Source organism: Methylobacterium sp. Leaf361, assembly GCF_001424445.1.
In the GTDB taxonomy this organism is placed as follows: domain Bacteria; phylum Pseudomonadota; class Alphaproteobacteria; order Rhizobiales; family Beijerinckiaceae; genus Methylobacterium.
The window spans coordinates 120,542-145,652 of the sequence record NZ_LMPY01000067.1; the positions used below are offsets into that span (position 1 = coordinate 120,542).

The following is a 25,111-nucleotide window of genomic DNA, read 5'->3' on the forward strand; positions in this document are numbered from 1 at the left end:
CTGTAAACCGCCGGCCGCGCCCCGCGCGGACCGGTCACGCTTACGTCATTCCGCCGCCGCGCGCAGGCGCGCTTCGGCACTCCGGTCGGCACTCTGGATCGGCAGGCGCGCGGGGAACCGGGCCGGGTCGGATTCCGGCGACAGGCTCGCCACGAGGCTCGCCCGGGGCAGGGCGGTCTCGGTCACGTCGAGCAGCGTGTCGACGCCCCGCTCCAGGTGCTCGTCCACCCGATCGACCACGAGGATCTCCGGCTCGCGCAGGATCGCCCGCGCGAGGCCGACCCGCACCCGCACGCGCTCGGCGAGCAGCTGGCCGCGGTTGCCGACCTCCTTCTCGAGGCCGCGCCGCTGGATCGGCCGCTCCAGGTCGAACTCCCGGAACACCGCGCGGGCCTCCTTCTGGATCAGCGCCTCGCCGTGCATCCGCGCCGTGTCGATGCGGCCGAACAGCAGGTTGTCGAGGACGGTGCTGCGCGGGTTGATCCGGTTCGGGTCGTAGGATTCGACGTCGCAGCCGTCGTCGCCGTGCATGAAGCCCTGCACGACCGCCCGCGCGCCGACCATGCGCTTGGCCAGGGTCTCGTCGAGCAGCCCGAAGCGCATCCGCGGCTCGACATAGGCGAGGGCCAGCGCCAGGAAGGCCACGCTGTCGGTCTCGCTCAGCCGCCCGTCATCGGGCAGGCGCGCGAGCCGGCGCAGGTAGTCGGGCAGCGCGTCCGGGGTGATCAGCGAGAACCGCCGGAACAGCGGGTGGCCCGGCGGCACGTCGGCGAAGATGTCCTTGAGGTTGCTGGCGATGGCGACGCCCATCCGGTCGAGCTCGTCGAGGAGCTTCACCTTCTCCAGCGCGTCGCGGAACAGGGGGACGCCGGCGAGGCGGCGCGGATCCGTCAGCGTCGGGTCGCGGGGGACGCCGAACAGCAGGTTCTCCCCGACGGTGGCCTGCTCGTTGTAGTGGCCCCGGGCGAAGGGGATCACGAGGTCGGCGAGACCCTTCTGGGCGAAATGCTCGCGCAGGTGCTCCCGCGCCGCGATCATGCGCTGGCCCACCGGCGTGTCGTGGGCGACCGAACTCAGGGCGCCGAGCCCGAACCGGTAGAGCTCGTCGCCGAGGTCGAGCCGGCCGAGCAGGTCGAGCAGGCGCTCGTCGAGCTCGTCGGCATCCCGGACGCCGAGGCGCTTGAAGTCGATCCAGGGGTCCTCGACGCTGTCGCAGGGGTTGCCGGTCTTCACCGCCTCGTTGATCCGCGCCTTGCTGAGGTCGAGGCTCTTGGTGCGCAGCGGGTGCACGCGCAGCCCGTAGAGGACGTTGTCGCGCAGCGTCCCGGGGAACAGCACGGGCTGGACGCCCGCGTAGGCGATGCGCCGCGCGTGGTCGCGGCGCGGCAGCGTCGAGAGGTCGTGCTCGCCGATCCGGACCGTGCCCCCGGGCGGCGACTGGAGCCCGGCGAGCACGCGGACGAATTCCTGCGCGATCGCCCCGGGCGGGACCAGGGCGACCTGCCCGGGGAGGCGCACCTCCGCGTCGCCGACCTCGATCAGGGAGCCGCCCTGCGGATCGCGCAGCTGCAGGCCCTCCAGCCGCAGCGGCCCGCCGAGCCGGGGCGCCGCGCGCTCGGATTCGTGCTCGGCCGGCAGGAGGCGCTGCGGGCCGAAATGCGCCGCCACGGTCTCGTACTTGACCTCGACGTCGAGGCGCTGCTGATCCCAGTCGATCAGCTCCTTAAGGGGCGGCGGCAGGTCCCGGTAGGCGGCCAGGACCGCCACGAGCTGGCCGATGTCGAGCTGGCCCTTCAGGGCGAAGTAGCCGCCGATCGCGTAGAACAGGAACGGCGTCACCTGCGCGAGCAGGTTGTTGAGGTATTTGACCGCGAACTTGCGGCGGTAGATCCGCAGGCGCAGGTCGTAGAGCCGGTAGAGGCGGCCGCCGATCTCCGCGCGTTCCCAGCGGCCGGTGTCGTTCAGCGTCACCGCCTGCAGGCCGTCGAGCACCTCGGCGACGCGCCCGGCCAGGGCGCGGGACGCAATCTGGCGCTGGCGGCTGAGACGGATGATCTCCCGCCGCAGCCGCGGGATCACGGTCATCTGCACGGCGACCATGCCGCCGGCCGCGATGCCGAGCCAGATGTTCTGCATCATGATGAAGGCCAGCGCCGTCGCGGCCTGCGTGCCCAGGAACACCGGCACCACGATCGCGTCGCCGATGAAGGAGCCGATCGGCTCGACCTCGTCCCGGATGATCGTCGCGGTCTCGGAGGATTTCACCTCCCGCTGCGTCTCCGGGGAGAAGCGCAGCATCAGCGAGAACAGCTGGAACCGCAGGCGGCGCAGCATCCGCTCGCCGAGAATGCCCTTCTGGAGGTTGATCCAGAACTTGAACGCGCCGTTGATCAGGACGAGGCTGAGGAACAGCGTCGACAGGCTGAGCAGCAGCTCGAACCGGTCGAGCTGGAACCCCTCGAACAGGTGCGTCTTGCCGCCGCCCAGGAAGGCGGGCCACTCGACGGTGAGCTCGAGGAACGGCGCGGTCGCCTCGCCGTGCGCGTAGGCCTTCCCCGTGATCGCGTCGTTGACGATGCGCTTCGGCAGGTCGAGCGAGGCGAAATAGAACGGGAGCGACGCCAGCACGACGGCGCAGATCCGGAGCTGCGCGACCTTGGAGTAGCGCCAGATATACGGGAACAGCCGCGGCTCAAGCGCGCGCATCGTGTCCTTCCGACGAAAGCCCGCCCTGGCGGCCCGACGGCCGAATCGCCGCAGCCGGACGCCTGATCCTGGTCGATACGCTACCCGAGGGATCCGGTTTCATCCAATACAGCCCGATAGGCGCGGATTCCCGCCGGCCGCGGTGTCATCGCGCCGTCATATAGGGCACTCGGCGCCGGATCCCGACGCCGATCTTCCCCCAGCAATCCCGGTCACGCGAGGCCCCCATGACCTCAGCGGCCTTGCCCAAGGGCGCGCGTCCTTATATTGCGACGCAACCACCACGACTCCGTACCTGAACCGGCGCGGACGGCCGCGCCGCGCGGCCGCCAGGGAGCCGGCACAACCCGTTTCGGGCCGCCATGAAACTGCGCAACATCGCCATCATCGCTCACGTCGACCACGGCAAGACGACCCTCGTCGACAAGCTGCTGGCCCAATCCGGCACCTTCCGCGAGAATCAGCGGGTCGAGGAGCGGGCGATGGACTCGAACGACCTCGAGAAGGAGCGTGGCATCACGATCCTCGCCAAGGCGACCTCGGTCGTCTGGAAGGACACCCGCGTCAACATCGTCGACACCCCCGGCCACGCCGATTTCGGCGGTGAGGTCGAGCGCATCCTGTCGATGGTCGACGGCGTGATCGTGCTGGTGGACGCCGCCGAGGGGCCGATGCCCCAGACCAAGTTCGTGGTCGGCAAGGCGCTCAAGATCGGCCTGCGCCCGATCGTGGCGATCAACAAGGTCGACCGTCCGGACGCGCGGATCAACGAGGTCGTGAACGAGGTGTTCGACCTGTTCGCCGCCCTGGACGCCACCGACGAGCAGCTCGACTTCCCGATCCTCTACGGGTCGGGCCGCAACGGCTGGATGGCCGACAGCCCGGACGCGGACCCGTCGGTCGGCCTCGAGCCGCTGTTCGACCTCGTGCTCAAGCACGTGCCGCCGGCCCGGACCGAGGAGGGGCCGTTCCGGATGCTCGGCACCCTGCTCGAGGCCAACCCGTTCCTCGGCCGCATCATCACCGGCCGGATCGCCGCGGGCTCGGTGAAGCCGAACCAGCAGATCAAGGTGCTCGACCGTCACGGCAAGGTCGTCGAGACCGGCCGCGTGTCGAAGATCCTCGCCTTCCGCGGCCTGGAGCGCGCGCCGATCGACATCGGCGAGGCGGGCGACATCGTGTCGATCGCCGGTCTGATCAAGGGCACCGTCGCCGACACCTTCTGCGACCCGCAGGTCGAGACCCCGATCCAGGCGCAGCCGATCGACCCGCCGACCGTGACGATGTCGTTCATCGTCAACGACAGCCCGCTCGCCGGCACCGAGGGCGACAAGGTCACGAGCCGCATGATCCGCGACCGCCTGTTCAAGGAGGCCGAGGGCAACGTCACGCTCAAGATCGAGGAGGCGGCCGACAAGGACAGCTTCTACGTCTCGGGCCGCGGCGAGCTGCAGCTCTCGATCCTGATCGAGACCATGCGCCGCGAGGGCTTCGAGATCGCCGTGTCGCGGCCGCGGGTCGTGTACGAGCGCGACGAGGCCGGCGGCCTGCTGGAGCCGATCGAGGAGGTCGTGATCGACGTCGACGAGGAGCATTCCGGCGTCGTCGTCCAGAAGATGTCCGAGCGGAAGGCCGAGATGCTGGAGATGCGGCCGTCGGGCGGCAACCGCCTGCGCCTCGTGTTCCATGCCCCGACCCGCGGCCTGATCGGCTACCAGGGCGAGCTGCTCACCGACACCCGCGGCACCGCGATCATGAACCGGCTGTTCAAGGCGTACGAGCCCTACAAGGGCGAGATGCCGGGCCGGCGCAACGGCGTGCTGATCTCCAACGACCAGGGTGAGGCCGTGGCCTACGCCATGTGGAACCTGGAGGACCGCGGCCCGATGATGATCGAGCCGGGCTGGAAGGTGTACCAGGGCATGATCGTCGGCGAGCACAACCGCGAGAACGATCTCGAGGTGAACGTGCTCAAGGGCAAGAAGCTCACCAACATCCGCACCACGTCGAAGGACGAGGCCGTGCGCCTCACCCCGCCGATCCGGATGACCCTGGAGCGCTCGCTGGCCTGGATCCAGGACGACGAGCTCGTCGAGGTGACGCCGAAGTCGATCCGCCTGCGCAAGGCGATCCTCGACCCGAACGACCGCAAGCGGGCCGAGCGGTCGAAGGAGAACGCCGCCTGAGGCGCGCGACCGTCACCGATCGTGAACGACCGGCAACCGGGCGCTCAGGCCCGGTTGCTGATGTGGCCCTTATTCCTGGCCGCTCTCGGACCCATCGAACCCTTATGCCGGGGGCAATATTTCGATGGGGCGGACCCGAGAGGCCCGCGTGAACCCCGTGACACCGATGCCCGTCGCGCTGAACCCGCTTCCGTCGCTCGCGCAGGCCGCCGCCGCGCCGCCCTCATACCTCGTCGGCCAGGACGGCGAGGGTCACTGGGTCGCCGTCGAGACCGGTGGGCGTGCCGGAGGTATCTTCCGCAGCCGCCAGGACGCGATCCGCTACGCCTGCGTCGAGACCGGCTGCCGTCCCGGCGACGTCCCGCTGGCTTCCGGGCCGATCCCCTTCCGTCTCTCCTGAGCCGCGCGCCGCCGCGCGGGGGATGCCGCCGCGGCGGCATCCCGGTCGCGTCAGCTGCCCCCGGGATCGGTCTCGTCGTTCTGCGTTCCGCCGGCGGGCGTCCCCTGGCCGGGCTTGCCCTCCGTCTTCTCGTTCGGGTCCTTGACCGCGTCGGGGGCGACGTTCTTCGGCTTGTCCGGCTGCGCGCCGGTCTCGCGACGCTCGGTCATTCCCGATTCTCCCGCTCCGCCCGGTAGTGCCCGCCCGCGACCTTCGTGTCGGCAGCCGGACCCCGCGAGGCCTTCTGGTCCGAGTGGCCGCCCGAGGAGCCGCCGACCGCCGGCGGCGCGCGCCCGGGCTCTCCGGCCGCGCCCCATCCCTCCTTCGGTTCGGTCCGCGGCGCCTCGCCGGAGCCCATGTCGGTGATCGCCGCCTGATCGGCCGTCTGATGGCCGCCCCCGGCGGGCGGGCTCCCGCGCGAACCGACCTTGTCGTCGGGCTTGCGGGTGACCGTGCCGGATTCGCTCGTCGGCCTGACCATCAGCGCTTCCCGTCGTCCTGGCCGACGGCGGCGGTGGCGCGGTCGATCGCCTCGCCGAGATCCGTGGCTGACCGCGCCTTGTCCTCCATCTGGCCGAGCTTCTCGCGCGGCGTCTCGGTCTCGTTGGCCACCGCGGCCTCGGCATCCTCCCGCGCGGGTCGTCCGGTCTGGTCTGTCATGGCTCGCCTCTCTGCCTCTTCGGGGGACAACGGAGGCGGCCGGGGAGGGTTGCGCGAACTGGGCGACCGGAGGCGGTCGGTTCAGGTCTCCGGCCCGACGATCCGGGGCAGGACGGCCTGCATGAGGCGCCGCGCCGCATCCTCCGCGGCCCCGCGATCCGATGCCCGCGCCTCGATCGTCAGCAGATCGCCGTCCCGGAGGATGACCGCGGTCGCCCCGGCGCCGCCGTCCAGCGCGTACACGCTCAACCAGCCGATCGCCGGGCCGGCGGGCAGTGCCGAGAGCCGGCAATCCGGATTGCGCCGCACGCAGAGCGCCTCGAGCGCCGCGAGGGTCGTCCTGCCCGAGCGGACCCGGGCCTCGGTCCCGTCCGTCAGGCGCCCGATCCGCAGCTCGATCGCCGGGGCGCCCGCGCAGGCGGCGCAGTGCAGGCCGAGCTGCCCGGCCTCCGCCCGCGCCGTGGCCGCCGGTCCGAGCGCCGATCGGGCGGCCTCGGCCAGGCCGGTCAGGTCGTGGACCGCGAAGCCCTGGGCCATCGCCGTCTGAGCCCAGAGGCCGAACACGAGAAGCAGGAGGCCGCGCATGAGATCGTCACTGTCCGTTCACCAGTCGGCGTTAGCGGAGAGTTTTTCTGGCGTCCAGGCACGGGAGATCGCAGTGTTGATCCGAAAATTTCGCTCAGAACTCAGTATTATGCTGCGAATAAGTTTTGAAAGAGACAGATACAGATCAAGGATAAATAATTTTATGACTGTGATAAAATGAAAAATTCCGTGGGTCGCGACGATCGTGTCCGCCCCGGGGGACCGGAAGCGCGCGCGGATCCACATCGCCGCGATCCGCGCCGGTGCGATTCGATCAGCGCTCCGTAGGGGAGCGGCCCGAAGGCCGCTCCGATGCCGGGTTCAGCCGATCCCGTCGAACAGCGCCGAGGAGATGTAGCGCTCGGCGAACGAGCAGGCGACCGTCACGATCCGCTTGCCCTGGAACTCGGGGCGCTTGGCCAGCTCCAGCGCCGCCGCGACGTTGCCGCCGGTGGAGATGCCGCCGGGGATGCCCTCCAGCCGGGCGAGCGCCCGGGAGGTCTCGAACGCCGCCTGGTTGGTGACCTTCAGGACGCCGTCGAGGATGCTCGTGTGCAGGTTGTCGGGGATGAACCCGGCGCCGATGCCCTGGATCTTGTGCGGGCCGGGCTGGCCGCCGGAGATCACCGGGCTGTCCTCCGGCTCCACCGCGAAGACCTTCAGGTTCGGCAGGCGCGGCTTCAGCACCTCGCCGACGCCCGTCACGGTGCCGCCGGTGCCGACGCCGGCCACGAACGCGTCGAGCTGGCCGCCCGTGTCGCTCCAGATCTCCTCGGCGGTGGTCTTCCGGTGGATCTCCGGGTTGGCCGGGTTGGAGAATTGCTGCGGCATGACCGAGCCCGGGATCTCCTTCAGGAGCTCCTCGGCCTTGGCGATCGCGCCCTTCATGCCCTGCGCGCCCGGCGTGAGCGCCAGCTCCGCGCCCAGGAAGGCGAGCATCTTGCGCCGCTCCAGCGACATCGTCTCGGGCATCACCAGGATGAGCCGGTAGCCGCGGGCCGCCGCCGTGAAGGCGAGGGCGATGCCGGTGTTGCCCGAGGTCGGCTCGACCAGCGTGCCGCCGGGCTGGAGCTTCCCGGAGGCCTCCAGGGCGTCGATCATGTTGACGCCGATGCGGTCCTTCACGCTCGCGATCGGGTTGAAGAACTCGAGCTTCAGCAGGATCTCGGCGTCGACGCCGTGCTCCTTGGGCAGCCGGTTCAGGCGCACCAGAGGGGTGTTGCCGATCGTCTCGGTGATCGAGCCGTAGACACGGCCGTGGCCGACCTTCGCCGGTGCGTTGAGGGTATCGGCCATCGCGGAACTCCTGCTCGTGGTGACGGATCGGACAGATGTCGTATCCGGGAGAGGCCCCGCCAAGGGATCGCCCTCGCGTGGGGAGGCTTGACCGGCCCGGACGGGAGGCTGCGATATCGCGTTGCCGCGGCCGGAGCAATCGGGCTAAGTGCCGTTGCCGAAAGTTCTTTCCGGAATTGGGCGAACTTTCGCGGCGGGGTGGAAGACCTTTATTGAGCGGCCCGTTCCTGATGGAATTCTATTCTCCAACCCGTCCGGCCGCGGCCGGCGCTGCCCGACCATCCCGCCCGACGGGCGGACGGGGCCTCCCTCTTCGGCCGACTCGTCGGGCCGCTCTGCTGGCGGGCCTCGGGCTGGTCCTGGCGCGGCCGGCGCGCGCCGCCGAGGCGCTCCGCGTCGTGCTCGCCACCGCGACGCCGGGGGGCGGCTTCCCGGCCTTCGGGGAGGCCTTCGCCGGCGCGGTCGCGGCCGCGGACCCGGCCCTGACCGTCGAGCGGCGCGCCACCGGCGGGTCGTCCGAGAATGTCGGCCTCCTCCGCGCCGGCCGCGTCGATCTCGGCCTCGTGCAGGGCGAGTACGCCTACCCGGCCCTCGCCGAGGGCGGCGGCCTGACCGTCCTGGCGCCGATGTACCCGACGCCGGGCCTGTTCGTGGTGCCGGCGACCAGCGCGATCCGCTCGGTGGCGGACCTGCGCGGGCGCAGGGTCGTGCTCGGCACGCACAAGTCCGGGCTGACCGTCATGGGCCGCAGCGTCCTCGGCGCCTCGGGCCTCGATCCCGAGCGCGACATCAGCCCGATCCTCCTCGACCGGGCCGGCGACGGCCCGGCCCTGGTGCGGGGGGGCCGCGCCGACGCGCTCTGGGGCGGCGGCCTCGATTGGCCGGGCTTCCACGCGCTGGCCGCGGATCCGGGCCGGGCCCGCTTCTTCGGACCGTCCGAGGCGGCCATCGCGCGCCTCGCGCAGCCCGGCGCGGCGACGCGGCGCCTCACGGTTTCGGCCGGCAGCTTCGCCGGGCAGGCGGAGCCGATCGCGACGGTGGGGTCGTGGAGCTTCGTGATCGCGCGGCCCGGCCTCGACGAGGAGACGGCCTACCGGATCGTCCGGGCGCTGGCGCGGACGGATCTCACCGAAGCGCAGCCGAGGAACCTCGTCGGCCTCGTCCCGGCGGACCAGGTCAATCCAGGCACCGCCCGCGTCCTCCGCGAAGCCGGCGTCACGCTGCGCTGACGGCGCGGCGGCTCAGCGGAACGAGGCGACCCGGCGATCGCGCTTCCGCTCGGCGGCGGGCTGGTAGGCGATCTCGGCGTGGTGGGTGCAGTACGGCAGGCCGGTGATGGAGCGGGCGCCGCAGAAGCGGAATTCCGGCGTCGTCGGGTCGCCGAGGGGCCAGCGGCACATGGATTCCCGGAGGTCCATGATGGTGACGCGCTCCGACACCGCGAGGGCCACGGGCGCGGGCGCCGCGGCCGGCGCGGGCGCCGGGAAGTCCGGGGCCGGACGGTGGGCCAGGATCGCGACCGGCTCGGGCGCCTGCGTCTCGACCACCGCGATGGCGGTCTCGATCTCGACCGTCTTCGACGGCGGGACGGCGGTGGCGGCTTCCTCGCCGCCGCGGGCGCGACCGGCCAGACCCAGGCGGTGGACCTTGCCGATCACCGCGTTGCGGGTGACGCCGCCGAGTTGCGCTGCGATCTTGCTGGCGCTCTGCCCGTCTTCCCACAGGCGGCGCAGCAGCGCCACGCGATCGTCCGTCCAGCCGAGACCCGCTTCCATCATCCCCTCCGCCCCCTGCGGCTCGGCCGCGTTCCCGAAGGCCAGTCCGCGTCTTCCAGGCCGCCAGGAGCCGTTATCCCGGCCGACCGTGTCGCCGCGCAGACCGCGCCCCCGCGCACCGGCTGCCGCATCGCGTGCGACACCCTGTCTCGCCAGGCCACGGGGGAACCCTAGCGCGGCGCTCGCGAACGTTGCAAGGGCGGCCGGTCGCCGGGCACGGGCTGCCGCGACGCCTGTCCACCGGCAATGACCCGGGCCGGCCCGGGTCGGCCGGGTCCGGGGCGATCCTGCGCGGCCCCGGCGCGGTCCCGCCGGTGTCCGGTACGGCGCCGCACCGTCCGGGCCGCCGGCCGCAGCGGCCACGCTTGCGCCCCGATCGCGTGGGATCGTGACCCCACCGCAACAGCGCGGCCTTATCGTTCCTCCGAAGCCGGCTAAGACGGAACAGGCGATACGGCCAAGCTCGTTCCGTGTGGCAGAGTGGGCGCGTTTCGCGGTTCGAGGAAGTGACGATGGGTGTTCGTCAGGTCAGCCTGCGCATGGCGGTGGCGTTCGGGCTGGCGGGTCAGGTCGCGGCCTGCGGCAGCGTTCCGCGGACCCCCTACAGTGCCGAGCAGGCGGCCTTCGCCACCGTGCCGGGCATCCCCGGCGCGCGCGTCTTCGCGGACGCGTCGGTGGACACGATCGCGGCGCTCGCCGCCAATCCGGAGCGGCGCCTCAAGGGCTTCACCTACCTGGCCCTGTCGGGCGGCGGCGGCGACGGCGCCTACGGGGCGGGCGTGCTCAACGGCTGGACGGCGTCCGGCAAGCGGCCCGAATTCACCCTGGTCTCCGGCGTCTCGACGGGCGCGCTGATCGCGCCCTTCGCCTTCCTGGGCCCGGCCTACGACCCCTACCTGACCGAGTTCTACACGAGCGGCGTCGCCAGCGAGCTGGTGGCCTCGCCGAACCTGGCCAACGTGCTGTTCGGCTCGGGCCTGTTCGGCGACGGGCGCCTGCGCAACCTCATCGACCGCTACGTCACGGACGACCTCCTCAAGGCCGTGGCCGAGGAGCACGCGAAGGGCCGGCGCCTGCTGGTCGTCACGACGAACCTCGATTCCCAGCGCGCGGTGATCTGGAACATGGGCGCCATCGCGGCGAGCGGGGTGCCCAACGCCCGCCAGCTGTTCCGCGACGTGCTGGCGGCCTCGGCCAGCATCCCGGCGGTGTTCCCGCCCCAGTTCATCGACGTCTCGGCCGGCGACGCGCGCTTCCAGGAGATGCATGTCGACGGCTCGGTGGTGACCCCCGTCTTCACCCTGCCGCAGACCCTGCTGCTGCGCGACGGGCGGATCCGCACCGGCGGCAAGGCCGAGATCTACGTGGTGATCAACGGCCGCCTGGAGCCGGAATTCGAGGTCACCAAGGACAACACGCTCTCGATCGTCGAGCGCTCCTTCACCACCGCGAGCCGCGCCCGCTCCCGCGCGACGCTGACGGCGACCTACGCGCTGGCCCGCACCAACGGCATCGGCTTCAATCTCACCTACATCGACGAGAACGGCCCCAAGGCGTCCGCCGCGAAGGGCTTCGACACCGCCTACATGCGGGCCCTGTACGAGGCCGGTTACGAGAAGGGCCGGACCGGCACCTTCTGGCAGCACTCGATCCCCGCCGCGCCGGTGCTCAGGGAAACCGCCAGCGCCGTGGCGAACTGATCGCCGGACGGTGCTGCCGCGCGCCCCGTCCGGGCGCGCGGCGGACGGGGCCGCTACTTGCCCAGGATCTTCGTCACCAGGCGGCCGAGCGGCGTCGCCGTGCTGGCGTTCCGGTCGTCCCGGTCGACGGGGCGGTTCTCGTTGCCGAGGATCTTGGTGACGATGCGTCCGATCAGGTTCATGGGTCGGCCCTCCGGTATCGCGCCCAAATGGCGCAGCTTCCCCAATAACGGGTCAGGCGCGGGCCGCGTTCCAGCCCGGCGCCCGATCGGGCGCCTCAGACCTGCATCAGGCGGATGTTGTTGGTGTTGCCGGCCGTGTGGAACGGGATGCCGGCGGTGACCACGATGACGTCGTTCGGCCGCGCGAAGCCCTCGTCCTGGGCGTGGTGGCAGGCCTTCGAGGTCATCTCCTCGTAGCTGTCGACGTCCTCCGTCAGGACGCTGTGCGCCCCCCAGAGCAGGCTCAGCCGCCGCGAGGTCGCGACGTTGGGCGTCAGGGCCAGGATCGAGGCCGCGGGCCGCTTGCGCGCGACCCGCGCGGCCGTCGTCCCGCTCGCCGTGTAGGCGACGATGGCCGCGGCGCGCACCGCCTCGGCGAGGTCGGCCGTTGCGGTGGCCACGGCGTGGGGCGGCGTCTCCTCCTCGCCCGGCTCCGAGGCCGCGACGATCGAGTGGTAGAGCTTGTGCCCCTCCACGCTCCGAATGATCCGGTCCATCATCGCCACCGCTTCGACCGGGTAGCGGCCGGTCGCGGATTCCGCCGAGAGCATCACGGCGTCGGCGCCGTCGTAGATGGCGGTGGCGACGTCCGACGCCTCCGCCCGGGTGGGCGCGGGCGCGTTGACCATCGAGTCGAGCATCTGGGTCGCCACCACGACGGGCTTCACGGCGAGCCGGCAGGCCCGGATCAGCTCCTTCTGCCGCCCCGGCACGTCCTCGTGCGGGATCTCGACGCCGAGATCGCCGCGGGCGACCATCACGGCGTCGGAGAGCCGGATGATGTCGTCGATCCGCTCCAGCGCCTGCGGCTTCTCGATCTTCGACATGATGCCGGCGCGGTCGCCGATGATCCCTCGCGCCTCGATGACGTCGGACGGCTTCTGGACGAACGACAGGGCGACCCAGTCGACGCCGAGATCGAGCCCGAAGGCGAGGTCCGCCCGGTCCTTCTCGGTCAGCGGCGACAGGTCCAGCAGCGTGCCCGGGAGGTTCACGCCCTTGCGGTTCGAGATCGGACCGCCGGTGACGACCTCGGCGGTGATGGAGGTCCGCTCGGGGCCGGTGACCCGCACCCGCACCCGGCCGTCGTCGATGAGGAGTTCCTGGCCCGGCACGACGGCGTCGAAGATCTCCGGGTGGTGCAGCGGGATCGCCTGCTTGTCGCCGTCGGCGCCCTGGAGGACGAAGCGCACAGTCTCGCCGGCCTGGAGATCGAGCCGTCCGCCCTGGAGCGTGCCGATCCGGATCTTCGGGCCCTGGAGATCCTGCAGGATGCCGATCGGCCGGCCGACCTCCTTCTCGAGGGCGCGGATGGCCGCGTGGACCTTGGCGTGATCCGCTTGGAGGCCGTGGCTGAAATTCAGCCGGAACGTGTCGACGCCGGCGAGGAACAGGGCGCGGAGCTGGTCCGGGGCGGAGCTGGCGGGACCGACGGTGGCGACGATCTTGGCGTGGCGGTGACGGCGCATGCGGGTCTCGGCCTCCTGAGGCTGCCTCTGGGAATCGAGCCGGGCGCTCGGTCGCGCCGACGGCGCTCACATCGGTCCGCGACGGCCCCGCGGCGAGGCCTCGCGACGCCCGGCGGGCGATTTTTCGCGCGGCGGGCCGATTCGGCGGGGGGCTATCTGGCCGCCTCGCGGGCGATCCCGGCAAGCCCGGCGTCGAACACGCCGGTGATGTCGGCGACGGCGTCGGCGTCGCTCATGCCCTCGGCGTCGAAGGTCGCGCTCCAGATCACCGTGGAGCCCGCACCGTCGCGACGGACCGCCAGCGTCGCGTTGTAGGCGCGCACCGGCAGGGGCCCCTGGATGAAGCTGTAGCTGTAGCTCATGCCGGTCTCGTCGCGCGCGGTCTCGACCTCGGCGATCGTGCCCTTGCCGCGCTTCACCACGAGGCCGCGGATCTGCGCGCGGATGCCGTCATCCTCGTCCTCGCCCGACAGGATGCAGCGCTGGACCTGCGGGTGCCAGTTCTGGATCGCGCAGAAATCGCCGACCAGCGCCCAGACCGCGGCGGGCGGAGCCGGGATGTCGCGGCTGCGGGTGACCTCCAGGGCGCTGGCCGGTCCGGCGGCCAAGAGGGCCGCGCCGATCGCCGTCAGGGAAGCGGGATGCATCACGGGTCGGTCTCCGGGCCGCCGGGCTGATGTGACGCGACTTGGGGCGCCGCCGGGCCGCGGCGAGCCCCGGGGCCGCGACGGACCGCGTCTCGAAGGTGTCGCTGACGGCGCGTTATGCTACGCCGCGCCCGTCAGGATTACCGGAGATGCCCATGGACGATCGCGCCGCGCCGAAGCGGCCCGCGCCCCGGAGCGGCGCCGCGCGCGCGGTCCTGGCGACCGGCGCCGCACTCGTCATCGGCGCGGCCGTGCCGTCGCTCGCCGCGGGGCCGGACCCGTCGCCGCCGGCCGCGCCGCAGGCCTTCGAGGCCTGCCGGGCCGACCTGATCGCCTGGGTCACGGCCCGCGCCGTGCCGCAGGGCCTCGCCGAGGCGCAACTCGCCGCGCTCACCCCCGACCCGGACGTGATCGCCGCGACCCAGAGCCAGGGCGAGTTCGTCCGTCCGATCTGGGACTACATCGAGGCCAGCGTCACGCCGGCCCGCGTCGAGGCCGGTCTGCGCAAGCTCGCCGAGCACGCCGACACGCTCGCCGCCATCGAGGCCAGGTACGGGGTCGACCGCCACATCCTGGTGGCATTCTGGGGCGTCGAATCGAGCTACGGCGCCGTGCTCGACAACCCGGCGGTGGTGAAGCCGGTCGTCCGCTCGCTCGCGACGCTCGGCTGCAGCGATCCCGCCCGGGCGACCTACTGGCGCGACGAGCTGGCGGCGGCGCTCCAGATCCTGGCCTGGAACCAGGCGCCCCTGGACCGGATGCAAGCGGGACTGACCGGGTCCTGGGCCGGCGCCATGGGGCACACGCAGTTCATGCCCAGCGTCTACCAGCGCGAGGCGGTCGATTTCGACGGCGACGGCCGGCGCGACATCTGGACCTCGGTGCCGGACGCCCTCGCGTCGACGGCGAACTACCTGCGCAGCCACGGCTGGAAGCCCGGCGCGGGGTGGGGCAGCGAGGCGGTTCTGCCCGAGACCTTCGACGCGGCGCTCGCCGACGAGACGACGGTCCGCACCGTCGCGGCGTGGCGGGCGCTCGGCGTGAGGCCCGCCCGCGACCGCGCCCTGCCGGACACGGCCGAGGCGACCCTGATCCTGCCCGCCGGGATCCGCGGCCCCGCCTTCCTGCTGCAGCCGAACTTCGCGGTGATCCTCCGCTACAACACGGCCCTGTCCTACGCGCTGACCGTCGCGCTCCTGTCGGACCGCCTGCGCGGCGACCCGGGCCTGGTGCACGACTGGCCGCGGGGTGACCGGCCCCTCACCGGCGACGAGCGGCGCGACCTGCAGACCCGGCTGACGGAGCGCGGCTTCGCCACCGGCGGGGTCGACGGCAAGATCGGCCCGAAGACGCGGGCGGCGCTGCGCGCCTTCCAGGGGTCGGTCGGCCTGCCGCCGGACGGCTACGCCGACGCCGCGCTGCTGGACCGGGTCCGGGCCGCGCCCTGACGGGCGCTCACGCCAGGAAGGCGGGCTCGTCCCGGGCCAGAACCCGCTTGACGCTCTCCAGGTGCAGGCGCGCGCTCTCAGCGCGGCCGGCCGCCTCCTGGGCCGCCACGCGCTTCACGATCGCCTCGGGCACGGCCTTGAGCGCGCGCCCCGTGCTCATGGCCAGGACCTGCGCCTGCGCGGCGCGCTCCAGGTAGTAGAGGTCGTCCCAGGCCTCCGCGATCGTCTCGCCCAGCACCATCACGCCGTGGTTCTTCAGGAACACGACGTCCGCCTCGCCGGCGCTCTCGGCGATCCGCCGGCCCTCGGACGAATCGAGCGCGAGACCGTTGTAATCTTCGTCCACGGCGATCCGGCCGTAGAAGCGCAGCGCCGTCTGGCCCGCCCACATCAGGGGCTCGCCCTCCAGCATGGCCAGGGCCGTGGAATAGGGCATGTGGGTGTGGAACGCGGCCCGGGCGCGGGGCTTCAGCCGGTGCAGCTCGGCGTGGATGTGGAAGGCGGTGGCCTCGGGCTGGCCGTCGCCCTCGACGACGTTGCCGTGGAAGTCGCAGAGGAGAAGGCTCGACGCGGTGACTTCCGCGAAGGCGAGGCCGTAGGGATTGACCAGGAACAGGTCGGGCCGCTCCGGCAGCACCGCCGAGAAGTGGTTGCAGATGCCCTCTTCCAGGCCGTTGCGCGCGGCCCAGCGCAGGCAGGCGGCGAGGTCGATCCGGGCGCGGCGCACGCTGTCGGCGTTCAGGGGCTCGTTGCTGCGGGCCGGCGGGGTCCCCGGGGCGGTAACGGCGTGCGCCATGCGTGCGGGCTTTCCTGTGACTTCGGATCGGGCCGGGCAGACCGGCCGGGGCCGCACTCTAGACGCTCGCGCGCGGCCGCCAAGCGCTCAGGCGCGGCCGTCGGTGACGCCGCCGACGAGATTGAGGCCGAGCAGGAAGTCCGACGCGAAATCCGTGCGGATGACCGGCTCGCGCGGGATCGCCTCGCGCAGGAGATCGCGCTCGGCGCGGCGCGCCGCGACCGCCTCCTCGACCGAGACGTGCCGGAACGACAGGCTCGCCCCGCCCCGGACCTGCGCCAGCCGCCCGAGATCCGGGCCGATCACCGTGGCGATCTTCGGGTAGCCGCCGGTGGATTGCCGGTCGGCCATCAGAATGATCGGCAGGCCGTTGCCGGGCACCTGGATCGCCCCCATGGCGACGCCGTCGGAGACGATGTCGTGCCCCTTGGCGTGCCTCAGCGGCGTGCCGTCGACGAAGCAGGCCATCCGGTCGCCCCGCGGCGAGACCGTCCAGGGACCGGCCAGGAACGCCGCGACTTGGTCGGGCGCGAAGTAGTCGTCCTGCGGGCCCAGCACGACCCGGATCTCCCGGCCGTCGCGGGCGAGCCAGGGCGCGACGAGCCGCTGCGGCGGCCCGTCCGGGGTTCGGCCCTCGGCGACGGGGAGGCGGTCGCCCGCGGCGAGGCCGCGCCCGTCGAGGCCGCCGAGCCCCGAGCGGGTATGGGTCGCCGCCGAGCCGAGGACCGGCGCCACGTCGAGCCGCCCGGCGACCGCGAGGTAGCCCCAGGCGCCGGCGTCGCCGGCCCGCACGACGAGGGTATGGCCGGGCTCCAGGGCGAGCGCGACCGTGTCGGGCAGGGGCACGCCGTCCAGCGCGACGCGGAAGCCCGGCGCCAGCAGGGCGAGCCCGACGGCGCCATCCTGCGCCGAGACGGTGACGCCGCCGGTGGAGATCTCGATGGCGGTGGCGTCGAGGGGGTTCGACGCCGCCCGGTTGGCGGCGGCGTGCATCAGCGGGTCCATCGGGCCCGCGGCGGTGATGCCGTAGCGCAGGTAGCCGTGCCGGCCCCCGTCCTGCAGGGTGACGCCCGGTCCGGCGGAGTGGATGACGAGGGCGGGCATCAGCGCGCCTCCCCGCGGCGGGCCACCGGCTCGCCCGCCGCCTCGCGCGCCGTGAGGGCGTCGAAGGTCGCGGCATCCACGGGCTCGAAGCGGATCAGGTCGCCGGCGCCGACGAAGAAGCTCGGGTCGCGCTCCGGCGCGTAGAGGCGGGACGGCGTCGCGCCGATCACGTACCAGCCGGTCGGCATCGGCACGGTCGCCACCGCGGCGAGGCCGCCGCCGATCATGATCGCGTTACGCGGGTGCGGCGGCCGCGGGCTCGCCCGCCGGGGCACCGCCAGGGGCTGCGGCAGGCCGCCGAGATAGGCGAAGCCCGGCGCGAAGCCGTACATGTAGACCCGGAACGTCGTGGCCGCGTGGGTCGACACCACCGCTTCCGGGCTCAGGCCGCTCCGCTCGGCGACCTGCGCGACGTCCTCCCCGTGGGGCGCGTCGTAGCAGCAGGGTAGGGTCCAGAGAATCGGGCTCGCCGCGCGGGCGGTCGCGCCCGCCACCAGCGCCCGGACCCGCTCGGCGAGCGTCCCGCGATCGAGCACCAGCGGGTCGTAGTGCAGCATCAGGGAGCGGTAGGTCGGCACGCGCTCCCGCAGCCCCTCCGGCGGGTCCGCCCCGAGGGCGTCGTCGAGGGCCAGGACCCGGTCGCTGATCGCCGGGTCGACGGTGCTGCCGAACTCGACCACGAGGGCCGCCTCGCCGGCGTCGAGGAGCCGGGGCTCGTCCAGCGCCGCGCTCACGGCCGGAACGGCGCCAGCGTGACGCCCGCGCCCTCCAGCCGGGTCCGCACCGCCCGCGCCGTGGCGACGGCGTGGTCCGAATCGCCGTGGACGCAGATCGAGCGGATCGGCGTCGGCAGCGTTTGACCGTCGGCCGTGAGGATCGCGCCCGCCTCGACCATGCGCAGGACGCGGTCGGCCGCCTCGCCGGCATCGGTGATCATCGCGCCGGGCTGGCTGCGGGGGATCAAGAGGCCGGTCGGCGTGTAGCCGCGATCGGCGAAGATCTCCTGGTGGACGTCGAGGCCGCAGGCCTCGCCCGCCGGCACCTGGGCGGTCAGCGCGATGGCGAGCAGGGCGAGTTCCCGGTCCACGGCGCGGACCGCGCGGGCGATGGCGTCGGCCACCGGCCGCTCCTCGGCGGCGACGTTGGCCAGGGCCCCGTGCGCCTTCACGTAGGTGATGCGGTGGCCGGCATAGGCGGCGAGCGCCTGCGCGGCGCCGATCTGGTAGGCGACGAGCCGCTCGATCTCGGCCGGGCTGTAGGGCATCCGCCGCCGCCCGAAGCCCCAGAGGTCCGGGAAGCCCGGATGGGCGCCGACCGCCACGCCGCGCTCCTTCGCCAGCGCGAAGGTCCGGGCCATGATCTCGGGGTCGCCGGCGTGGAGGCCGCAGGCGACGTTGGCCGAGGTGACGATCCCGAGGATCGCCGCGTCGTCGCCGCAGGCGTAGGCGCCGTAGCCCTCGCCGAGGTCGGAATTCAGGTCCACGCTGGTCATCGCCGCCGCTCCGCGTGCCGATCGGGTCTCATAGGGCCGCAACGGGTTCCGGCTCGGCCGGATCCGCGCTGCGAGAATCGAGCGCGCGGCCCGCCGTCTCCGGCAAGAGAAGCGCCGCGACGATCACGAGGCAATAGGCGCCCGCCGCCACGACGCCGATGGCGATGCCGAGTGTCAGCGAGCCGCTGAGATGGCCCACCACGGCGGGGCAGATCGCGCCGGTGGCGCGGCCGAAATTGTAGCAGAAGCCCTGCGCGGAGCCGCGGATCCGGCTCGGGAACAGCTCGCTCAGGAAGGCGCCCATCCCGGAGAAGACGCCGGAGAGGAAGAAGCCCAGCGGGAAGCCGAGGACCAGCATCACCGGGTCGGTGATCGGGATCAGCGTGTAGGCCAGGACGAGGATTCCGGCGCAGAAGCCGAACAGGACGAAGCCCAGGCGGCGCCCGATCCGGTCGGAGAGCCACGCGCTGGTGAGGTACCCGACGAACGACCCGAAGATCAGCATCAGCAGGTAGCCGCTGGTGTTCAGGACCGAGAGGTTGCGCTCGGTCTTCAGGTAGGTCGGGAGCCACGTGGTCACCGCGTAGTAGCCGCCCTGCATGCCGGTCGCGAGGAGGCTCGCCAGCACAGTCCGGCCGATCAGCGGCCGGGAGAAGATGTCGAGGAAGCTGCCGGTGTCGCCGACGTCCCGCATGGCGGCGCGGGTCTGCCGGTAGACCTCCGGGTCCTCGATGTTGCGGCGGATCCAGAAGATCAGCACCGAGGGCAGGGCGCCGAGCCAGAACAGGATCCGCCACGCCACCGCCGGCTCCGCCAGGGCGAACACGGCCCAGAAGGCGATCGCCGCGCAGGCCCAGCCGACCGCCCAGCTCGACTGGACGAGCCCCACCGCCTTGCCGCGGTAGCGGGCCTGGATCGTCTCGGCGATCAGCACCGAGCCCACCGACCACTCGCCGCCGAAGCCGAAGCCCTGCAGCGCGCGGGTCACGAGCAGCTGCTCGTAGGAATGGGTGAAGCCGCTGAGCACCGTGAATAGGGTGAACCACGCGACGGTGCCCTGCAGGACGACGACCCGGCCGTACCGGTCGGCGAGGATCCCGGCCGCCCAGCCGCCGATCGCCGAGGTCACCAGCGCGGCGGTGGCGATATTGCCGGCCTCGACCTTGGTCAGGCCCCAGACCACGACCAGGGTCGGGATCAGGAACGTGTAGATCATGTAGTCGAACGCATCGACGCCGTAGCCCGCGAAGGCCGCGCCCAGGACCCGGCGCTCCGCCGGACTCGTGTCTTTCACCCACATGGCGCAACTCCTTTGCGGAATGGCCGCCGCGCGGCCGGGATGGTCACAGGAACGGCAGGTCGCGGTTGAGGAGGTCGGTGATCAGCATGTGACCGGGCGCGTGGGTGATGCAGAGCGGCAGCCGCGCCGCCATCGCCACCGCCTGGGGGGTGACCCCGCAGGCCCAGAAGACCGGGATCTCGTCCGGCTCGATCGGCACGGGGTCGCCGAAATCCGGTCGCGCGAGGTCGCGGATGCCGATCAGGCCCGGATCGCCGAGATGGATCGGCGCCCCGTGGACCGCCGGCATCCGGGCCGTCACCTGCACGGCCTTGATGGCGTCCGCCGCCTTCATGGGCCGCATGGACACGACGAGCGGACCGTGGAACGGGCCCGACGGCTGGGTGGCGATCGAGGTCCGGTACATCGCGACGTTGCGGCCGAGGGCGTCGTGCCGGAGCGGGATGCCCGCCTCGATCAGGCCGGCCTCGAACGAGAAGGAGCAGCCGAGGACGAAGGTGACGAGGTCGTCCCGCCACACGCCGGTCAGGTCGGGCAGCTCCGCCACGAGCGCGCCGCCCTCGTAGACGCGGTAGCCGGGGACGTCTGTGGCGAGGTCGAGATCGGTCCCCAGCGTCGGCAGTGCGCGGTCGCCGGGCTGCGAGACGCCGAGGATCGGGCAGGGCTTCGGGTTCTGCTGGCAGAAGCGGTGGAAATCCTCCGCCATGGCCCGCGGCAGGATCATCAGGTTGCCCTGCGCGTGGGCGGGGACGAGACCCGAGGTGTGGCCCCGGAACCGACCCGCGCGGATCGCGCGCCGCGCGTCCGCCGCGTCGGCGAAGATAGGTGGCGCGCCGTCGGCGCCCGCGTGCTGGCTCACCGCGTTGATCTCCCTGGCTGGTCGTCGCGCGCCGGAGCGGCCGCGTCGGCCGTCCGTATTCCGCGAGATCCCGATCGCTTCAGCGATTCATTTCCTGCGGCAACGATCCCATCGCGCCGCGGAGCAGGCCAATCGTGATTGCGAATGGGGCGCGATAAACCGGACTTATCGGCCGGCGGCCCAGGTCTCGGCGGCCCAGGTCTCGGCGACGTCCTGGGCGAGGCGGGCCGCGTCCGCCACGAAGTGATGGGCCGGCCGCTTGGTGTGCATCGCCGTGAAGGTCAGGTCCGAGAGCTGCGGCTCGGCTGGCAGGACGCGCAGGGTGCCGGCACGCAGTTCGGCTTCGACCACGGCCGGGGGGATCACGCAGATCCCGAGGCCCTCCACGCCCATCTTCACGATGGTGGCCAGGGAGGCGCTCGTGTGGATCTGGCTCGGCAGGAGGTTCTCCTGCAGGACGAGGTCGCGCAGCTCGACGTAGGGGCTGGTGTTGCGCGGGTAGGTGATGAGCGGGTGGTGCAGCAGCGCGCCGAGGCTCAGGGGCTCGTCGCCCGGCAGCAGGCCGGGCGCGGCGATCCAGGCCACCGGGGTGCTGAACAGGGGCCGGTTGGCGAAGCTCGGCAGGGTGATCGGGCCGACGAGGAGGGCGAGGTCGATCTCGTCGGCGACGAGGGCGGCCTGCATGTTCGGCGAGATGTCGACCGTGATGTCGACGCCGATCCCGGGATGGGTGGCGCGCATGCGCTCGATGAAGCGCGACAGCCAGAGGTGGACGATGGTCTCGGACACGCCGAGCCGCAGGGTGCCCCGCGTCCGGCCGGTCTCGTGCAGGGCCGCGCTCATCTCGGTCTGGAGCGCCAGGAACCGCTCCGCGAAGCCGAGGAGCAGGCGTCCCCGCTCCGTCAGCGCGACGTCCCGGCTGCGGCGCTCGAACAGAGTCCCGTACTCGTGCTCCAGGGCCGCGATGCGCTGGGAGACCGCCGGCTGCGTGGTGTTCACCTTCTCACTGGCGCGGCGAAAGCTCGAGAGTTTCGCGACCCAGTAGAACACCTCCAAGCTGCGGAAATCCGCCATCCCGCGATCGTCCCGCCTCGCCGTCGTGCTCGGTCATATCGCGCCCGGATGCGCGCGAGCGCAAGCGGGCGGCCGCCGCTCGCCGCTAGAGGTTCGACACGCTCGTGGCCGGACGGGCCGGGCGCATGTGCGCGAGCAGCAGGCGCGCTTCCGCGACGAGGGGATGGTCCAGGTACCAGAGGCCGCAGGCCCAGCCGGCGATCCCGGCGGCGATCGCGGCGGCGAGGCTCGGGAGCGGCGTCTCGGCCGACCAGCCCCAGGCCGACATCACCAGGACGGCGGGCGCGACGGCGATGCCGGTCAGGACGGCGGCGTGGAGGTAGATGGGGGCGTAGTCGCGCCGGAACGTGTCGGTCATCCGCTCGAGATGCGGCCGGTAGAGGCCCACGGCCAGGAGCGCCTCGCCGACCCGTGCCGCGCCCGCGCCGCCGAGTCCGAACAGGCAGCCGATGCTGAACATCACGAGGCCGGCGCCGTGGCGCAGGAACTCGAACCGCGCCTGCAGGGCGGTCTGATCCCGGATCAGGAACACCTCCCAGGTCATGCTGAGCGAACTCAGCACGATCGCCGCCAGGGACAGCAGGCAGAAGGGCAGCGCCGCGCCGTCCCAGCCCGGACCGAGCAGGACGCGCATGATCGGCCCAGCCAGGACGGCCGCGCCCGCGAAGGCCGGCCAGAGCAGCACGGTGATCATCCGCAGCGTGTGGAGGTAGCAGGTGCGCAGGGACTGCCCGTTCCGCTGCTGGTTCGCGAGGTCCACGAAGGTGATGCGCGTGATCACCACGTGCAGGTGGTCCCACATCAAGGTGTTGAGGCTCGCCGCGCGGGAGTACAGGCCGAGGGCGCTGAGCCCGAGCATCCGCCCGAGGACGAGGTCGCCCATCCGGCCGGCGATTCCCGCAACCCCCGCGATGGCGAAGAGCCGGCCGCCGTAGGTCAGGATCTCGCGCCAGCCCGCGAGGCCCATGCGCAGCGACACGTAGCGCAGGCCGAGGCCGTTCGCCGCCAGCGCCGCCGCGACGGCGCCCGCGGCCTGCCCGTAGGCCTGGCTCATGTAGCTGAAGCCGAGGAGCGCCAGCGCCAGCATCGCGCCGCTGGCGACGAGACCGCGCAGCATGTTGACGAGGGCCACGCCGCGGAAATTGCCGTGCCGCTCGATCATGGCGGCCGGGCGGAACTCCAGCGCGCCGACCAGCGGCACGACGGCGAGGATGGCCAGGGCGCGCTGGACCTCCGGCTCGCCCAGGAGGACGCTGCCGAACACGCTGAAGGCCAGGATCAGGATCGCCGCCGCGCCCGACAGGATCAGGTTCACCGTGAACACGCTCGCCAGCAGGGCCCCGTCCACCCGGTCCGCCCGGACGATGTAGCTCGACAGGCCGCAGGAGCGCAGCGTGGACAGCAGGCCCGCGATCGCGGCGGCGAGGCTGAAGATGCCGGTCTCGTGGGGCGTCAGCAGCCGCGCGAGGGCCAGCGAGGTGCCGAACTGTGCCAGGAACAACCCGCCCTGGCAGAATCCCATCCAGGCCAGGCTCCGGCGCTTCGAGAACGCGGGCGGCGCCGTCGCTTCCGGCCCCTCTCGGAGTTCTGCCATGGGATCCTTCGGACGCGACAGGGTGGCGGCGGCGCTGGCGGCGGCCAGGGCGCGATCGGTCGGGACGGCTTAACAGTGCCCGGTGGACCGCGGCAGCTGGCCAATCGGAGGACCGTGCCCACGCCCGATGGCCGAGGTCAGGTCGGGCCGCCGTGCAGATCAGGCGCTACAGAGAGGCCCGAGAACTCGCCCGCTCCCGAGTCCGGGAATCAGATTTGACTGTATCGGGCGGACATATCCGTGATCTGCCCGCGTCATGAACCGGAACGTAATATATTCATCTTACCGAGCGCACTTCGAGCCCCGTTCACGCTGGCAGCACCGTATGCCGAGGCCGAACGAAGATTTCCGAATGTGCAAGCGGTGCGCGGCACGGCCGGGATGATCCGATGTTTCGGACGAAGACCTCGCGGAACGACTTGGAATCCCGATCGAAAGGCCCGACGGGTCGCATTCCGTCACGGCGCGCGCGTGCCCTATTCCGCGTTGTCGCTGATGGAACAGTAAATCTCCGCAAGATGTTCCCGGCTTGACGGGTCGGTGGGATCGAATACCCGAGATCATCGTCCGATGCCGGCGCGGATCTGGACTTTTCTATAGCGCGGTAGAGGATCCAAGTGGCCGTCGCTTTGCGTCGGGGACGCCGGATATTGCGCCGCCACAACTGCAAGACATTCGGTTCCGCATCCAAAAGGCGTAGCCGCCCCTACGGCGCACGGATCGAGGAAGTGCAATAATATTACTATACATTGTCTGTGACTCGTTTTAGAAGGTCGCAATTCTGGCAGTATTTATGGAATAATGCCAAATGAAAATCAGCTTCATCGTATGTACTCGTAACCGTGTAGCGTCCCTTCTGCAGACGCTCGACTCGGTGGTCCGCGCGATCGAGGCCGCGCCCGAAGCTGAGGCCGAGATCATCGTCGTCGATAACGGGTCCGAGGACGGCACGGACGCGGCGTTGAAGCGCTGGTCCGCGTCCGTCTCGATCGATCGACGCGACGTTCTGCTCCTCGCGCAGGCGCGCCCAGGTGTCGCCGGGTCTCGGAACGCCGCGATCGCGCGCGCGTCCGGAGACATCATCGCGTTCATCGACGACGATTGCGTCGTGTCGGACCAGTATCTGCGAGATCTGATCGCGCACTATGCCGGCGACACGGAAAGCGTCATCCGCGGTGGCCGTGTCGAGCTGGGATCGACGCAGGACATCGACTTCACCACGAAGACCGAGGCCCGGGCCAGCCGGCTGACGTACCCGGCCCATCCCGGCGGCTTCGTCCACGGCTGCAACATGACCTGCAGCCGGGCCGTCATCGAGCGGATCGGCGGGTTCGACGCGGCGTTCGGCCCCGGGGCGACGTTCCGCGCGGCCGAGGACACGGACTTCATCTACCGCGGCTGGGCGGCCGGCGTGGCGGTCGAGTACGTGCCCGACATGAGCGTCAAGCATTTCCACGGGCGCCGGGACCCGCGCACGATCGACCGGCTGCACTGGAACTACCAATTTGGCAACGGCGCGCTCTACGCCAAGCACATCGGCCGCAGCCCGTGGCTGATCAAGCACCTGTACTGGTCCGCCCGCAACGCCGCCCGCGAACTGGTCGGGGGCCCGCGCTTCGACGCGCAGCTCGGCCTGACGTGGCGCGCCATCGTGACCGCCAATCTGAGCGGCGTCCTGGCCTTCGCCTGGCACAGCGCGCGGACGCTGCTGACGCGCGCGCCCGCCCGGGCCTAGGGCGCTCCGGGCCGGCGGGAGGCGC

The 25,111-nt window shown here is 71.9% G+C and carries 24 protein-coding genes; 6 read left to right on the top strand and 18 right to left on the bottom strand.

Annotation, left to right across the window (positions count from 1 at the left end; translation table 11 throughout):
- Nucleotides 1-45 precede the first annotated feature (45 nt).
- Complete coding sequence (locus ASG32_RS28905) at nucleotides 46-2,706, bottom strand: ABC transporter ATP-binding protein/permease (protein ID WP_056533187.1); 2,661 nt, start codon at nucleotides 2,704-2,706, stop codon at nucleotides 46-48.
- A 362-nt stretch (nucleotides 2,707-3,068) separates the two neighbouring features.
- On the opposite strand from ASG32_RS28905, the gene typA reads away from it, so the two are divergent.
- Both typA and ASG32_RS28915 read left to right on the top strand, forming a co-directional pair.
- Nucleotides 3,069-4,892, top strand: coding sequence for a translational GTPase TypA (gene typA / locus ASG32_RS28910; protein ID WP_020093051.1), 1,824 nt, complete (start codon nucleotides 3,069-3,071; stop codon nucleotides 4,890-4,892).
- A 166-nt stretch (nucleotides 4,893-5,058) separates the two neighbouring features.
- The gene (locus ASG32_RS28915) at nucleotides 5,059-5,292 is read left to right on the top strand and encodes an RAG2 PHD domain containing protein (RefSeq protein ID WP_082558088.1); all 234 of its coding nucleotides are present in this window, start codon (nucleotides 5,059-5,061) and stop codon (nucleotides 5,290-5,292) included.
- Nucleotides 5,293-5,342: 50 nt separating this feature from the next.
- Here ASG32_RS28915 and ASG32_RS34650 read toward each other — a convergent pair whose 3' ends face one another.
- From ASG32_RS34650 to cysK, 5 genes are all read right to left on the bottom strand, one after another.
- Nucleotides 5,343-5,501 carry a hypothetical protein gene (locus tag ASG32_RS34650; protein WP_020093053.1) on the bottom strand — a complete coding sequence of 53 codons (159 nt, stop codon included), beginning with the start codon at nucleotides 5,499-5,501 and terminating at the stop codon, nucleotides 5,343-5,345.
- Nucleotides 5,498-5,812: a hypothetical protein gene (locus ASG32_RS28920; RefSeq protein ID WP_020093054.1), complete on the bottom strand. Its 315-nt coding sequence runs from the start codon at nucleotides 5,810-5,812 to the stop codon at nucleotides 5,498-5,500. Before ASG32_RS28920 ends, ASG32_RS34650 begins: the two co-directional genes overlap by 4 nt.
- Nucleotides 5,812-5,991, bottom strand: coding sequence for a hypothetical protein (locus tag ASG32_RS28925; RefSeq protein ID WP_056533190.1), 180 nt, complete (start codon nucleotides 5,989-5,991; stop codon nucleotides 5,812-5,814). The genes ASG32_RS28920 and ASG32_RS28925 overlap by 1 nt, the downstream gene beginning before the upstream one ends.
- Nucleotides 5,992-6,072: 81 nt before the next feature.
- Nucleotides 6,073-6,576: a hypothetical protein gene (locus ASG32_RS28930; protein WP_056533193.1), complete on the bottom strand. Its 504-nt coding sequence runs from the start codon at nucleotides 6,574-6,576 to the stop codon at nucleotides 6,073-6,075.
- 321 nt (nucleotides 6,577-6,897) lie between these two features.
- On the bottom strand, nucleotides 6,898-7,872 hold the full coding sequence (cysK, locus tag ASG32_RS28935) for a cysteine synthase A (protein ID WP_020093057.1): 975 nt from the start codon (nucleotides 7,870-7,872) through the stop codon (nucleotides 6,898-6,900).
- 212 nt (nucleotides 7,873-8,084) lie between these two features.
- Between cysK and ASG32_RS28940 the strand changes: the two genes are divergently transcribed.
- On the top strand, nucleotides 8,085-9,101 hold the full coding sequence (locus ASG32_RS28940; protein WP_244492279.1) for a TAXI family TRAP transporter solute-binding subunit: 1,017 nt from the start codon (nucleotides 8,085-8,087) through the stop codon (nucleotides 9,099-9,101).
- Between the two features lie 12 nt (nucleotides 9,102-9,113).
- Here ASG32_RS28940 and ASG32_RS28945 read toward each other — a convergent pair whose 3' ends face one another.
- Nucleotides 9,114-9,647, bottom strand: a complete 534-nt coding sequence (locus tag ASG32_RS28945) for a GcrA family cell cycle regulator (RefSeq protein WP_020093059.1) — start codon at nucleotides 9,645-9,647, stop codon at nucleotides 9,114-9,116.
- 512 nt (nucleotides 9,648-10,159) lie between these two features.
- On the opposite strand from ASG32_RS28945, the gene ASG32_RS28950 reads away from it, so the two are divergent.
- Entirely contained in the window at nucleotides 10,160-11,347 is a 1,188-nt protein-coding gene (locus ASG32_RS28950; protein ID WP_082558089.1) for a patatin-like phospholipase family protein, read from the top strand.
- Between the two features lie 53 nt (nucleotides 11,348-11,400).
- Here the strand turns inward: ASG32_RS28950 and ASG32_RS28955 are convergent, their stop codons facing one another.
- The 3 genes from ASG32_RS28955 to ASG32_RS28965 form a co-directional block, all read right to left on the bottom strand.
- The gene (locus ASG32_RS28955; protein WP_012320301.1) at nucleotides 11,401-11,529 is read right to left on the bottom strand and encodes a hypothetical protein; all 129 of its coding nucleotides are present in this window, start codon (nucleotides 11,527-11,529) and stop codon (nucleotides 11,401-11,403) included.
- 95 nt (nucleotides 11,530-11,624) lie between these two features.
- On the bottom strand, nucleotides 11,625-13,037 hold the full coding sequence (gene pyk / locus ASG32_RS28960; RefSeq protein ID WP_056533199.1) for a pyruvate kinase: 1,413 nt from the start codon (nucleotides 13,035-13,037) through the stop codon (nucleotides 11,625-11,627).
- A gap of 152 nt (nucleotides 13,038-13,189) precedes the next feature.
- A complete protein-coding gene (locus tag ASG32_RS28965; protein WP_056533202.1) occupies nucleotides 13,190-13,684 on the bottom strand; it encodes an SRPBCC family protein in 495 nt (164 codons plus the stop codon).
- Between the two features lie 155 nt (nucleotides 13,685-13,839).
- Here ASG32_RS28965 and ASG32_RS28970 point away from each other — a divergent pair, with 155 nt between their 5' ends.
- Complete coding sequence (locus tag ASG32_RS28970; RefSeq protein ID WP_056533205.1) at nucleotides 13,840-15,132, top strand: lytic murein transglycosylase; 1,293 nt, start codon at nucleotides 13,840-13,842, stop codon at nucleotides 15,130-15,132.
- 7 nt (nucleotides 15,133-15,139) lie between these two features.
- Here ASG32_RS28970 and ASG32_RS28975 read toward each other — a convergent pair whose 3' ends face one another.
- The 8 genes from ASG32_RS28975 to ASG32_RS29010 form a co-directional block, all read right to left on the bottom strand.
- Nucleotides 15,140-15,928: an aldolase gene (locus ASG32_RS28975; RefSeq protein ID WP_056533208.1), complete on the bottom strand. Its 789-nt coding sequence runs from the start codon at nucleotides 15,926-15,928 to the stop codon at nucleotides 15,140-15,142.
- An 87-nt stretch (nucleotides 15,929-16,015) separates the two neighbouring features.
- Nucleotides 16,016-17,032, bottom strand: coding sequence for a biotin-dependent carboxyltransferase family protein (locus tag ASG32_RS28980; RefSeq protein WP_056533211.1), 1,017 nt, complete (start codon nucleotides 17,030-17,032; stop codon nucleotides 16,016-16,018).
- Nucleotides 17,032-17,766 carry an allophanate hydrolase subunit 1 gene (locus tag ASG32_RS28985; protein WP_056533214.1) on the bottom strand — a complete coding sequence of 245 codons (735 nt, stop codon included), beginning with the start codon at nucleotides 17,764-17,766 and terminating at the stop codon, nucleotides 17,032-17,034. Before ASG32_RS28985 ends, ASG32_RS28980 begins: the two co-directional genes overlap by 1 nt.
- A complete protein-coding gene (locus ASG32_RS28990) occupies nucleotides 17,763-18,524 on the bottom strand; it encodes a 5-oxoprolinase subunit PxpA (RefSeq protein WP_056533217.1) in 762 nt (253 codons plus the stop codon). Before ASG32_RS28990 ends, ASG32_RS28985 begins: the two co-directional genes overlap by 4 nt.
- Nucleotides 18,525-18,552: 28 nt before the next feature.
- Entirely contained in the window at nucleotides 18,553-19,824 is a 1,272-nt protein-coding gene (locus ASG32_RS28995) for an MFS transporter (RefSeq protein WP_056533220.1), read from the bottom strand.
- A gap of 43 nt (nucleotides 19,825-19,867) precedes the next feature.
- Complete coding sequence (locus tag ASG32_RS29000) at nucleotides 19,868-20,647, bottom strand: putative hydro-lyase (protein ID WP_244492292.1); 780 nt, start codon at nucleotides 20,645-20,647, stop codon at nucleotides 19,868-19,870.
- Between the two features lie 201 nt (nucleotides 20,648-20,848).
- Nucleotides 20,849-21,757, bottom strand: a complete 909-nt coding sequence (locus tag ASG32_RS29005) for a LysR family transcriptional regulator (RefSeq protein ID WP_056533226.1) — start codon at nucleotides 21,755-21,757, stop codon at nucleotides 20,849-20,851.
- An 85-nt stretch (nucleotides 21,758-21,842) separates the two neighbouring features.
- A complete protein-coding gene (locus ASG32_RS29010) occupies nucleotides 21,843-23,351 on the bottom strand; it encodes an oligosaccharide flippase family protein (RefSeq protein WP_244492281.1) in 1,509 nt (502 codons plus the stop codon).
- Nucleotides 23,352-24,159: 808 nt separating this feature from the next.
- Here ASG32_RS29010 and ASG32_RS29015 point away from each other — a divergent pair.
- Nucleotides 24,160-25,086, top strand: coding sequence for a glycosyltransferase (locus ASG32_RS29015; RefSeq protein WP_056533231.1), 927 nt, complete (start codon nucleotides 24,160-24,162; stop codon nucleotides 25,084-25,086).
- Nucleotides 25,087-25,111 lie beyond the last annotated feature (25 nt).